The organism is Undibacterium sp. Di27W, assembly GCF_049340345.1.
In the GTDB taxonomy this organism is placed as follows: Bacteria; Pseudomonadota; Gammaproteobacteria; order Burkholderiales; family Burkholderiaceae_D; genus Undibacterium.
Map to the genome: position 1 here is coordinate 93241 of NZ_JBMPOS010000012.1, position 12238 is coordinate 105478.

Annotated in this window: 11 protein-coding genes; 4 read left to right on the plus strand and 7 right to left on the minus strand. The window is 49.7% G+C overall.

From position 1 onward, the window contains the following. Position 1 precedes the first annotated feature (1 nt). From lptB to ACO0LF_RS22230, 4 genes are all read left to right on the plus strand, one after another. A complete protein-coding gene (lptB, locus tag ACO0LF_RS22215; protein WP_423008903.1) occupies positions 2-757 on the plus strand; it encodes an LPS export ABC transporter ATP-binding protein in 756 nt (251 codons plus the stop codon). Positions 758-768: 11 nt separating this feature from the next. Continuing rightward, entirely contained in the window at positions 769-2259 is a 1491-nt protein-coding gene (locus ACO0LF_RS22220) for an RNA polymerase factor sigma-54 (RefSeq protein ID WP_423018005.1), read from the plus strand. A gap of 107 nt (positions 2260-2366) precedes the next feature. Then, positions 2367-2714, plus strand: a complete 348-nt coding sequence (hpf, locus tag ACO0LF_RS22225; protein WP_422948895.1) for a ribosome hibernation-promoting factor, HPF/YfiA family — start codon at positions 2367-2369, stop codon at positions 2712-2714. A gap of 633 nt (positions 2715-3347) precedes the next feature. After that, positions 3348-4442, plus strand: coding sequence for an enoyl-CoA hydratase/isomerase family protein (locus ACO0LF_RS22230; RefSeq protein ID WP_423018007.1), 1095 nt, complete (start codon positions 3348-3350; stop codon positions 4440-4442). A 25-nt stretch (positions 4443-4467) separates the two neighbouring features. Here ACO0LF_RS22230 and ACO0LF_RS22235 read toward each other — a convergent pair whose 3' ends face one another. The 7 genes from ACO0LF_RS22235 to ACO0LF_RS22265 form a co-directional block, all read right to left on the minus strand. Beyond that, entirely contained in the window at positions 4468-4743 is a 276-nt protein-coding gene (locus ACO0LF_RS22235; protein ID WP_423018009.1) for a hypothetical protein, read from the minus strand. A gap of 283 nt (positions 4744-5026) precedes the next feature. Further along, positions 5027-5971: an alpha/beta hydrolase family protein gene (locus tag ACO0LF_RS22240; RefSeq protein ID WP_423018011.1), complete on the minus strand. Its 945-nt coding sequence runs from the start codon at positions 5969-5971 to the stop codon at positions 5027-5029. 157 nt (positions 5972-6128) lie between these two features. Beyond that, complete coding sequence (locus ACO0LF_RS22245) at positions 6129-6857, minus strand: ABC transporter ATP-binding protein (RefSeq protein WP_423018013.1); 729 nt, start codon at positions 6855-6857, stop codon at positions 6129-6131. 10 nt (positions 6858-6867) lie between these two features. After that, entirely contained in the window at positions 6868-8817 is a 1950-nt protein-coding gene (locus ACO0LF_RS22250; RefSeq protein WP_423018260.1) for an ABC transporter permease subunit, read from the minus strand. 9 nt (positions 8818-8826) lie between these two features. Continuing rightward, positions 8827-9717 (minus strand): branched-chain amino acid ABC transporter permease, encoded by an 891-nt coding sequence (locus ACO0LF_RS22255; protein WP_423018015.1) that lies wholly within the window; start codon positions 9715-9717, stop codon positions 8827-8829. Positions 9718-9855: 138 nt separating this feature from the next. Further along, positions 9856-11013: an ABC transporter substrate-binding protein gene (locus ACO0LF_RS22260; protein WP_423018017.1), complete on the minus strand. Its 1158-nt coding sequence runs from the start codon at positions 11011-11013 to the stop codon at positions 9856-9858. 419 nt (positions 11014-11432) lie between these two features. Beyond that, positions 11433-12143, minus strand: a complete 711-nt coding sequence (locus tag ACO0LF_RS22265) for a DUF4197 domain-containing protein (RefSeq protein WP_423018019.1) — start codon at positions 12141-12143, stop codon at positions 11433-11435. Positions 12144-12238: the final 95 nt, after the last annotated feature.

Genomic DNA, 12238 nt, shown 5'->3' on the forward strand with positions numbered 1-12238 from the left:
GATGACAGCACAGTCAGGCAGCACCTTGCTGGTCAAGGGTTTGCAAAAACGTTATGGTGCACGCCAGGTCGTGCGCGATGTTTCCCTGCTATTGAAAAGTGGTGAAGTGGTGGGTTTGCTGGGGCCGAATGGTGCAGGCAAAACCACTTCTTTCTACATGATCGTTGGTCTGGTACCTTCCGATGCTGGCGATATCATTATTGATGATGTCAATATCTCGCAACTGCCCATCCATGAGCGCGCCGTGCTCGGCCTGTCTTACCTTCCGCAGGAAGCATCAGTGTTCCGCAAGTTGACGGTAGAAGACAATATCCGTGCGGTACTGGAATTGCAAAAAGACAGCGATGGCAAATTCCTCGGCAGCAAGAAAATCGAGCAAAGGCTGAATGCCTTGCTGGCAGATTTGCAAATAGAAAAAATACGCGAGAGCCAGGCTTTGTCACTGTCAGGTGGTGAACGCCGCCGCGTCGAGATTGCCCGTGCACTGGCCACCAATCCACGCTTTGTCTTGCTGGATGAGCCCTTTGCCGGCGTTGATCCTATCGCTGTCATCGAAATCCAGCGTATCGTCCGCTTCCTCAAGGAACGCGGCATAGGCGTTTTGATCACCGATCATAATGTGCGCGAAACCCTGGGCATCTGCGATCACGCTTACATCATCAATCAAGGCGCGGTACTTGCCAGCGGCAAGCCTGACGACATCATACAAAATGAATCTGTACGTCGCGTTTATCTCGGAGAACACTTCCGGATGTGACGGGAATCATCATGAAACAAAGCCTGCAACTACGTACCTCACAACATCTGGCCTTAACGCCGCAATTGCAGCAATCAATACGATTATTGCAGTTATCGACTTTGGAATTGCATCAGGAGCTGGAGACGCTGCTGACCGATAATCCCATGCTGGAACGCGTCGATGATCCACTCGACCATGCGGTTCGCCTGCTGGCCGATGGTGCCATCAATACAACAAGTACCTCGGCTGACGCAGGCATGGAAGCACCTGCGCAAAGAGAAGAAAGCGATAAATCCACCGAGCCAGCCGCTGCCGATGCCGAAACGGTCATCAGCAATGACAGCACCAGCTCCAGCGAAGAAGACTGGGGCTTTGATGATGTGCAGCATGGCAGCAAATCTGGTGATGATGAAGATGGCCGTCCACAACTGGGAGCAGCCCACATCACCCTGCGTGAACATCTACTGGAGCAAATGCGCCTGAACCTGCGTGAGCCGCGTGACCGTGCCCTGGTCGAACTGATGATAGATGCGCTGGACAGCAATGGTTACCTGACTGAAACCCTGGATGAAATACATGCCAGTTTGCCATTGGAACTCTGTGTAGAAGCAGAAGAACTGGCCTTTGCCCTGAATATGCTGCAAAGCTTTGACCCGGCTGGTGTCGGTGCGCGCAGCCCTTCAGAATGCCTGGCCCTGCAAATCAGGCGCATGCCCAAAGTGGCTTTTGTCACACGCAGACTGGCATTGCAAATTGTTGAAACACAACTGGCTTTATTTGCACAAAGAGACTTCACCAAACTCAAGAAAATTCTCGACTGCGATGATGAAGATTTGCGCGATGCACAAACCATCATACGCCTGTGCCAGCCACGGCCTGGCATTGCCTTTGCCGCCGATGAATCAGATTATGTGGTGCCGGATGTGATCGTCAGAAAGTCTGGCAATGGCTGGCAAGTCATGCTGAATCAGGATGTCATGCCCAGGCTGCGAGTCAGCAGCGTGTATGCCAATATCATGAAGCAAAACCGTGGTGAAGCTGGCCTGGGTGCGCAATTGCAGGAAGCCCGCTGGCTCATCAAAAATATGCGGCAACGCTTTGACACTATTTTGCGCGTTGCACAAGCGATAGTTGAAAGGCAACGCAATTTTTTCACCCATGGTGCCGTTGCCATGCGACCCCTTGTTTTGCGCGAAATTGCTGATACACTAGGATTACACGAGAGCACTATCTCACGTGTGACAACCCAAAAATACATGTTGACCCCACATGGCATGTTTGAGTTGAAGTACTTTTTCGGCAGCCATGTCGCGACGGAAACAGGGGGTGAAGCATCTTCCACCGCGATACGTGCACTCATCAAGCAGTTGATAGGAGCAGAAGACCAGAAAAGCCCACTCTCTGATAGCAAAATTGCAGACATGCTGGGTGAACAGGGCATGGTAATTGCCCGGCGGACAGTTGCCAAATACCGTGAAGCCCTGAAAATCCCCCCAGTCAGTTTGCGTAAATCTTTGTAAGTAGTCCTTGTAATCACGGTTTGAATTGCTATATATGATTTAGCTCAAGGCAAATAAATGCCAAGAGTGTATCGTTACAGCAAGCAACATCACTATAGGAGCACAGTATGAATCTCACCATCAGTGGACACCACGTCGAAGTAACTCCTGCAATTCGTGAATATGTACATACCAAACTAGAACGTATCAGGCGACATTTCGACCAGGTCATTGATATCGCCGTCATCCTGACGGTGGACAAGCTCCGGGAAAAGGAAAAACGACACAAAGCCGACATTAATTTGCATATCAGCGGTAAAGATATCCACGTTGAAAGTCTGGCGCATGATCTTTATGCAGCAATCGATGCACTGGTAGACAAACTTGATCGCCAGGTCATCAAGCACAAAGATAAAATGCAAGACCATCAGCACGACGCCATCAAGCACATACCTGATCCGGCATCGGCTTCATAAGACCCCGGTCCTTACCCTAACAGGTTGTGGACATCCAAAACAAGGACGCTAAAGGCGTCCTTTTTGTTGGGTGAGTGGTTTTGAAATAAATAATATTTCTCAATCTATTCAGTTGATTGCCATATGGCAATCCGTACACGTATTAACGTCATTCCAGCGTGCTTTTGGCTGGAATCCAGCGGCGTTCGGTGTATGCCACGAAGTTTATTCACGCCAGAATCGTAAGACTTTGCGAGCTGGATTTTGAAATACCTGCATTCGTATTTGAAGATTGCTCGCCGGTGATAGACCGGCGGCTACTCCCTTTTCTTGCTCGCCAAGAAAAGGAAGCAAAAGAAGGCGACCCAGGCGTCGTCGCCCCTGCGGGGTTCCCGTTTATGCAGTACAAAAAATGGGAAGGCCCGAAACTCGCCTGCGGCTCAGACAGCGGTCCTTCTCTTTCCATTTTCTGTACTGCACAAACGGCGCCGACACATGGGAACTGCCGAAAGTCAAAAACAACCCCAAAGTCAAACCCAACGGCAACGAGCATGCCGTCCTTACTCTATTTCCTCATAAACATATACACCCCGTGACGCCCAAGCCTGACAAAGTTAAAATAGCAGCTTCATCCCCTACACTGCATAGTCCATCATGAGCGAATTTGTCCTCACCTCCGTCAAGAACAATATAGGCTATATCACCCTTGACAGACCCAAAGCCTTGAACTCGCTGTCTCTCGATATGGTGCGAGCATTGACGGCGACCTTGCTGGCCTGGCAGGATGATCAAAGTGTGCGTGCCGTGTTTATTCACAGCAGCAGCGAGAAGGCATTTTGTGCTGGTGGGGATATCCGTTTTTTCTATGATGTCGGCACTGCTACTCCGAAAGGTGACTCGGCCCTGCTGGAAGATTTTTTCACAGAAGAATATGCCTTAAATCATTTAATCCATTTCTACCCAAAACCTTATATCGCGCTGATGAATGGCGTCGTCATGGGTGGTGGCATGGGTATCGCCCAGGCAGGGTCAGATTGCCGTTTGCGCATTGTCACTGAGCGTACCAAGATGGCCATGCCGGAAGTGAATATCGGTCTTTTCCCTGATGTCGGCGGTGGTTATTTCCTGTCACGCACTGAGGGTGAAATTGGTACTTACCTGGGACTGACTGGTGAGATCATTACTGCCGCTGATGCTATCTATGCAGGGCTGGCAGATATCTACATCCCCACCGCTGAAATACCAGCATTGATGAATTTGCTCAGCGAAAGCGCGGCCACGGACCTGCACGTGGCAATACGTGATTTCGCAGCTAGCTTTGCAGACCAGGCAAAGCCGGATACCAGCAAACTGGCCGCGCAACATGCGGCCATCAATGACATCTTCGCAGGTAATAGTGTCACTACCATCTGTGAAAAACTGCAGCAAAACAGCAACGAATTCGCCCAGCAAACCCTGGCCACCATGCAAAAGCGCTCACCCTTGCTGATGTCAGTCACACTGGAACAACTGCGCCGCAGTAAGGACATGACAGTATCAGCCTGCCTGCGCATGGAAAGAAATATGGTACGCCATTGCTTCAAGCATGGTGAAGTACTTGAAGGCGTACGTGCCCTGGTGGTAGACAAAGACAATAGTCCACGCTGGTCACCTGCAACATTGGCTGAAGTGACGACAGAGCAGGTGACAGGATTCTTTGCAGAAGCATGGCCTGCTCATGCGCATCCTTTGCGGTATTTGGAAGGGTGATTTAAAAACTGATTTTTTAAGAAAATTAAATCAATTGCCAATACAAAAATTTGCACAAAGGTCGCATTGACGTTGCTTTTGAAGTTGAAGTTGCAGTTGCAGTTGCAGTTGCAGTTGCAGTTGCAGTTGCAGTTGCAGTTGCAGTTGCAGTTGCAGTTGCAGTTGCAGTTGCAGTTGCTATTGATTTTTGCAGTTCCCATGTGTAGCCGCCGTTTGTGCGGTACAGAAAATGGAAAAAGAAATGACCGTTGTTTGAGCCGCAGGCGAGTTTCGGGTATTTCCCATTTTTTGTACTGCACAAACGGGAACCCCCTTTAGGGGGCGGCTACGCCTGGGTCGCCTTCTTTGGCATACCTTTCTTGGCGACGCAAGAAAGGTATGTAGCTGTCGGGCTACCCCCGACCGGCAATCTTAAATGGCGCATAAACGTATTTGAAAAACAGATTCGTAAAATAATGAGAATCTGAAGTTAATGCATTTTACGGTATACAACAAACGTCACTAGATTCCTGCCTACGCAGGATTGACGTTAATAAGATTGCCCTAAAATCCAAGGCTGAGCAGCCTCTTATGCATATCTGCAATCACTTCAACTCAAATGCCTTCTTATCCCCCTTAAACCACCCCGCCAAGCCCGCAATAAACTCCTGCGCCCCATTCCTCTCCGCAGTTTTCAAACCATGGCTGGCGCCCGGAAATTCGACAAACTGAAAATCCTTCTCAGGGTGCTTCAAGAAATAGTCCCGCAAGGCATGCCCCGATTCTATAGGCACACTCTCATCCTTCTCCCCCATCGCCGCCACCATGGGGATATCCAGGCCTGCATATACGCTCAAAGGATCAGTAAACAAACGACCAGACCAGTAGGCATAGGGATGACCAAAGAATTCTTTCCTGAGGCTCTTGCCATTTTTTTTGATGTCAGCATACACATGTAAAAAATAGTCACGTGAAAATGGCTTGGCATAAGGCTCAACACCACGATCAGCAAAGATCAAAAATTCTTCACTTTGTTTCAAACCACCACTACCAGCGGTTGCCAGCCAGCCTATTTTCTCGCTATCCCTGGCGAGGTAAGGCGCAATCGCACCGCCTTCAGAAAAGCCCAGTACGGCAATGGAATGCACTGGCATCTTTTTCAGTTCAGGCTCTTGCTCGATGAACTTTAAATGATCTGACAAGCGTTGATCAAATTTGTCTGCTGCCTGAAATTCTTTACTACATTTGCTGCCGTCGGCATTTTTGATGACACCAGGTTTTTCCAGATAATAGACATTGGCAGTGGCGGGATAACGTTCAAAAAACAGGGGCAAGCGTGTAGCAAAATCATCGCAACCTGAGCCACTGACCAACAGGATGGGCTGGCCAGGAGGTGTTGCGGCAGTATCAGATAAATGATAGTAGCGTCTTGGCTTGCCATCGATTTTTATTGTATGTTCTTGCAGCACTGGCGCTGCCATGCAGGAGGCACTAAAGAGTGTGACCAACACCAGAATCGTAAGGTGGATTTTTGAAGAAATGGAATTCATAGGGATGCCCAATGGTGATCAATGTGAAGCGCGAACCAGCGCAATTCAGCATCGAAAAATATCACAATTCAAGCAAGAATTGATGAGCCAAAATGAAAAAATGGGGAGCAAACTCCCCATTTTTTCACTACATTTTCCACCGAGAATCTGGCATTAATTAGTGCTGCGCACCACCACCCAGATAAGCCGCCTTCACTGCCGGATCATTCTGCAAACTAGTCGCCGGGCCATGCACAGATATCCTGCCATTTTCCAGTACATAACCATAATCAGCCACGGCCAGGGCAGCCGCGGCAAACTGCTCCACCAGCAGCATGGTGGTGCCCTGCTCTTTCAGGCGTACGATGATACGAAAGACTTCATCGACCAATATCGGTGCCAGACCCATGGATGGTTCATCCAGCAAGACCACGTCAGGGTTGAGCATGACTGCCCTCGCCATCGCCAGCATTTGCTGCTCGCCACCAGACAGGGTGCCTGCCAACTGGTTTTTGCGTTCTTTCAAGCGTGGAAACAATTCCATGGCTTTTTGCAGATCACTTTCTATGTCACCGCGCGGACGGCTGCGGGTGAAGCGCGGGAAGGCACCGAGCAAAAGATTATCGGTCACCGACATGGTGGCAAACACGCGCCGGCCTTCTGGCGAATGTGCCAAGCCTGCCCTGGCGATCTTGTGTGAATCGAGGCCGGTAACATCTTTACCGGCCAGTGTCACCTTACCTTCTTTGGGTTTCAACATACCGGAGATGGCGCGCATGGTGGTGGTTTTGCCAGCACCGTTGGAACCTATCAGTGTCACGACTTTACCCTTGGGCACTTCCATGGAAATACCATGCAAGACTTCGACCTTGCCATAGGCTGCATGCAGATTTGAAATGCTTAACATTACTCTCTCCTCAGGCTGCAGTAGTTTCGACGGTTTCAGCAACGCTGCCACCGAGATAGGCTTCAATTACTTTTGGGTCGGCCTGCACTGCCGCCGGTTTGCCTTCTGCAATTTTCTGGCCAAAATCCAGCACAGTCACGGTATCGCAAATCGACATGACCACATCCATATGATGTTCAATGAGGATGATAGTAATACCGTGTTCACGTATCTTGCGGATGATGGCGATCAGGTCCTTGATGTCAGGCGCAGTCAGACCAGCAGCAGGTTCATCGAGCAACAGCAGTTGCGGATTGAGACCCAGTGCGCGACCAATTTCGAGCAGGCGTTGTTTGCCATAAGGCAGATTGCGCGCCTCTTCATTGGCCAGGTCCGCCAGACCAACGAATTGCAGGATGCTGGCAGCACGTGCTCTTGCCAATCGTTCTTCGCGCAGATAGCGTGGCGTATGCAGCATGGCATCACCCACATTACTGCGGAAGGTGCTGTGCAAGCCAACCAGGATGTTTTCTGTTGCTGTCATCTCACCAAACAATTGCACGTTCTGGAAAGTACGTGCCACACCACCCAGAGCAATTGCGGAAGGAGTGCTGCCGGAGATGACTTTGCCGCCAAATTCCACCACGCCATCGGTAGGCTGGTAGATACCGGTCAGCACATTCATCATGGTGCTCTTACCGGAACCGTTGGGGCCGATCAAGCCGTGTACCGTGCCTTTGTTGATTTGCAGATCAACCTGGTTCAGGGCTTTCAGGCCACCGAATTGCATGAGAATTTTCCGGCCTGTCAACAGGACACCAACGCGAGTATCGCTGGCGTTGACAATCGCATTGCCTGCATTGGTCTCTGCGCTTTCTACATTGACGACCAGATGTTGCTGCCCTTTGCCAAGCAAGCTGTTGACGAAGCCAACGATGCCATCTTGCAGGTAGTACACAACAAACAAGGTCATCAAACCGAAGATGGTCAGACGCCAGTCAGTAATGTTTTCCAGCTTGTAAGAGAACAATGCCATGGCCACAGTCGCACCAACGGGTACGATGAGTTCCCTGACTGTCTTGCGCTGTTTGGCGATGGCGGCACCACCGGCAATCACGGCGATGACTGCAGCGACGGTAGCAATCTTGCGGAACAGTTCTATATCAGCCAGCAGCGATGGCAACATCACGACAATCAAAGCACCCAGCAATGAACCAGTACGGGTCTTGCGCCCGCCCATGATGACTGCCAGCAGGAACATGATGGTCAGTTCAAAGTTGTAGGTATTCGGTGAAATATATTCTTCCGAATACGCATACAGGCTGCCTGCCAGACCAGCCAGTGCCGCACTGATGACAAAGGCAATCACTTTGTACTTGTAAACTGACACGCCCATACAGTCAGACGCGATCGGGCTGTCACGCAAGGCCTGGAAAGCACGGCCATAGTGAGAGCGTAAAACACGATGCACCACGATCAGCGCCAGCACCAGCATGATAGCAACCAGATAGAAGAAACCAACTTCACCGAGCTTTTGTCCAAAGATCACAGGCTTGGTGAGTTTGATGCCCATCGGCCCTTCAGTCAGGAAACTCATTTCATTGATGAGAATCTGGATGATGGTACCAAAGGCCAGTGTCACCATGGCCAGGTAAGGACCAGTCACACGCAGCGCAGGGAGGGCCAGCAAGGCACCAAATACGGCCGTGACGGCGATACTGCAGGGGATGGCGACGAATACCGACATGCCTAGCTTGAACACCAGCACGCCCGTTGTATAGGAGCCTATGCCAAACAAACCGGCATGACCGAGTGAAACCTGGCCAGTGTAACCAACCACAATGTCCAGACCAAACAGCAGGATGGCGTAGATCAGTATGGTTTCAACCAAATGGAGGTAATAGGGATTGTGCATTATCACCGGGAACAGGCCCAGAGCAGCAATTCCAGCGATGGAAACGAGTAGGGTCTTTTTATTCATCATCCGGCCTCATACTTTCTTGATGGCAGTTTTGCCAAACAAACCTGCCGGTTTGACCGCCAATACCAGTAACAGCAACACCAGGCCTGGGACCTCTTTGTAGCCTGTGGAGATATAAAAACCTGTCAGTGTTTCTGCCACACCCAAGATAAGACCACCGACGATAGCACCCACACCAGAGGTCAAACCTCCAATAATCGCCACAGCAAATGCCTTCAGACCCAGGGCAGAACCCATGGTGGCCCCTGTCAGTGTCAACGGAGCCACCAACACACCTGCAAACGCCGCTGTGGCCGATGACAATGCATAAGAGAAGGTGATGACCATGCTGGTATTGATACCCATCAAGCCAGCTGCGTCCCTGTCGTTGGAAGTGGCAACCACGGCCTTGCCATAGATGGATTTGCGGTTAAAAAATTCCACTGCCAGCATCATGGCCAGCGCCCCTAACACCACCACCACTTGCATGGCCTGTACCTTGACACCGAAAACCTCGAAGGGTGCAGCCGACAAAGGGGAAGGGAAGGTCAGGTCATCCTTACCCCAAATATTTTCTGCCACATTTTTAAAAATGATGGCAAGTGCAATCGTAGACATGATCCAACCAAATTCTGATTTGATCTTGATGGCAGGACGCACGCCTATCCATTCAACCAAGGTGCCCTGCAGCGCACCAAAGACGATAACGATGGGTATCATCAACCAATAATTCATATATGGACCACCATGCACATTGCCAACGACGCTCAGGCCCACCAGGGCACCAAGCATGAGAGCTTCACCCTGGCCAAAATTCAAGGTACCTGAAGTAGCGAATGTGAGTTGATAGCCGAACGCGATGACAGCATAAATCATCCCCAGGGCAATGCCGCTGAAGACGAGCTGAAGTAAAATTTCCATTTTGTCTCACCCATGGAGTGCAGCCTGTCACGACTATCCACATACGGTCGATAGCCTGCAGCTGTTTATCTGAAAACAGCCCAGCCACTGCATATAGATGACGCAGCTGGGCTAAGAGCGAATACTGAGTGCCTGCCCTTATTTGGCCTGGACGATATGCCCGGCTTTGGCTTCACCCATGACAGGAATGCCAGGCTTGATGGCTTCATGGTCGTCATGCGTGAATGGTTTGTTATAAGTGGTGACTACACCTTCGATTTTTTCATTCAGGTTTTCCAGTGCTTCACGCACTTTCACACCGTCAGTAGTTCCTGCCTGTTTGAATGCAGCAGCGAGCAAATAAATGGAATCATAGCCTTGAGCTGCTGAGACAGCAGAAGGCATGCGCTCTACCTTATATGCTTTCTGATAAGCCTCGATAAAGGCCTTGCGTTTTGGTGTATTCGGGTCTTGGATGAAGGTTTGCGGCATCATGGCACCGTCACCGTTTTTGCCAGCATTATCAAGGAAATTCCCCATGGACAAAGTCCAACTGCCTATCATAGGAACTTTCCAGCCCAGTTTTTCCATGCCATTGGCAATCTGTGCCAACTCAGGACCTATGCCATAAGTCAGAATGACTTGCGCACCACCTTGTTTGGCCTTCAGCAACTGAGGTGTCATATCCACGTCTTTGACATTGAATTTTTCTACCGCAACTGGCTTGATGCCTTTTGCACTCAATACTTTTTCGAGATCCTCTCGGCCAAGCTGACCGTAATTTGATGAATCAGCAAGGATGGCGACTTTTGTAAATTTTTGCTTGGTGACAGCTTCTTCAACAATCATTGCAGACTGTATGACATCGCTGGCAGCAATACGGAAAACGTAGTTATCCTTGTGCTCTGGCGCAGCAAATTGCTTGGTAATCACACTGCCTGTCGCCACATTATTCATTACCGGTATTTTGGCGTCCTGGTAAAAACGCTGGGATGCCAGCGCTACGCCAGTATTGATATAACCTACGGTAGCAGATACTTTTTCCTTGTTGATAAGCTCTTGCGCTACCTGCACACCGCGCTCATTTTTTGCCTCATCATCGCGCTCTACCAATTGCAATTGGCGGCCCAATACGCCCCCCTTGGCATTAATTTCGCTAACTGCAAGTCGGACACCGTCGCGCATGGAAACACCCATCGGTGCTGAACCAGCAGTAAAAGGACCGGCGACACCAATCTTGATCGGCTCTGCTGCATTACTGGCAGCAGCCAGACCCAGAACGATGGATGCGACTAGGGTTTTGACTTTGTATGACATCTTTGTCTCCTGATTTTTTATAAGAGTACTTCAAAAAATTAAATTCATGAATTACCCCGCTAAATTAACAGGAAATGGAAAAAAACTCAGCCTCCGTTCTACTTAAGTAATACTACGCAAAAGTGGAGGCAAGCAGTAATCTGGCAGGTATATCCGGGGAAAACGGCCTTGTGTAGCAAGGCTTTTGATAGAAAGCAGGGTTTTAAGGCAGGTAAAAACACACCTAAAATTATGACAGAGAGAAACTCTTTCGGCGATGGGATGAAAGAATTTCATCGATACCGGTGCAGATTAGTGATTTTTTGGTAGAACTGCTGCAAAAAAGCAGCATTTTTAATTTCCAAAGAATTCCATGGCCAATGCAATGCGGCCCACTAGCACAGGCAAGGCAATATTGTGCCTTGCCTGCACCTGGCATTTTATTTCAGCAAACTAAAGACTTTGCTGATGGCTTTGCTGCCAGCGCCCAGCGGATCCTGGCGTATGGATTTCTCTTCTTCAGCGATCATCAAAAACAAGGCATCCATGGCTTTTTGGGTGACATAGCCTTCTACTGTGGCTTCTTGCTGGGACACTGCGCCAAATTTTTGTGCCTGGCTCATGATGCCATTGTATTTGGCGGACAGACCAGCCTTGTCGGTCACGCCTTTAACCATGGGCAGGAATTTCGCACTGAGAGGAGCGGAAGTTTTTTCCTTGAAGAAATCGGTCACTGAAGTCTCGCCACCCGTCAGAATATTCTTGGCATCGGTCAGACTCATGGATTTGACAGCGTTCACCAGCAAGGGTTTAGCCATGGGCACGGCAGCTTCTGCGGCGCGGTTCATGGAAACCACCAGTTCATCAAGTTGCTGACCCTTGCCTGTCATTTGCAAAATCGGGCGGGCTTTTTCCAATATCGAAGGCAGCTGGATTTTGACCTTGTCATTATTGAGGAAACCGCCATCAACACCAAGTTTGCTGACAGCCGCCGCCGATCCTTTATCAAGGGCCGCTTTCAAACCTGTGCTTGCATCCTGATTACTGAGATCAGAGAAAGAAACTGCATGGGCAGTAGTAGTGGCAGTGGCGACCACGAGCAGGCTGCTGGCTAACAGCAGGCGGGCAAATAAAGTTGAAATGGATGGCATGGCTTTCTCCTGATAAAGAGTTGATATTCTATACAAAGCCTGCTGTATTTCCTGGCTTTTGAAAGTACAAATTATGTAAATCCGATAATGCCTGG

Excerpts from the sequence above, each read along its gene's own strand:
- ACO0LF_RS22255 (WP_423018015.1), bottom strand. The coding sequence starts at position 9,717 with ATGGAAATTTTACTTCAGCTCGTCTTCAGCGGCATTGCCCTGGGGATG.
- ACO0LF_RS22250 (WP_423018260.1), bottom strand. The coding sequence starts at position 8,817 with ATGAATAAAAAGACCCTACTCGTTTCCATCGCTGGAATTGCTGCTCTG.
- ACO0LF_RS22240 (WP_423018011.1), bottom strand. The coding sequence starts at position 5,971 with ATGAATTCCATTTCTTCAAAAATCCACCTTACGATTCTGGTGTTGGTC.
- ACO0LF_RS22265 (WP_423018019.1), bottom strand. The coding sequence starts at position 12,143 with ATGCCATCCATTTCAACTTTATTTGCCCGCCTGCTGTTAGCCAGCAGC.
- ACO0LF_RS22260 (WP_423018017.1), bottom strand. The coding sequence starts at position 11,013 with ATGTCATACAAAGTCAAAACCCTAGTCGCATCCATCGTTCTGGGTCTG.
- ACO0LF_RS22220 (WP_423018005.1), top strand. The coding sequence starts at position 769 with ATGAAACAAAGCCTGCAACTACGTACCTCACAACATCTGGCCTTAACG.
- ACO0LF_RS22230 (WP_423018007.1), top strand. The coding sequence starts at position 3,348 with ATGAGCGAATTTGTCCTCACCTCCGTCAAGAACAATATAGGCTATATC.
- lptB (WP_423008903.1), top strand. The coding sequence starts at position 2 with ATGACAGCACAGTCAGGCAGCACCTTGCTGGTCAAGGGTTTGCAAAAA.
- ACO0LF_RS22245 (WP_423018013.1), bottom strand. The coding sequence starts at position 6,857 with ATGTTAAGCATTTCAAATCTGCATGCAGCCTATGGCAAGGTCGAAGTC.
- hpf (WP_422948895.1), top strand. The coding sequence starts at position 2,367 with ATGAATCTCACCATCAGTGGACACCACGTCGAAGTAACTCCTGCAATT.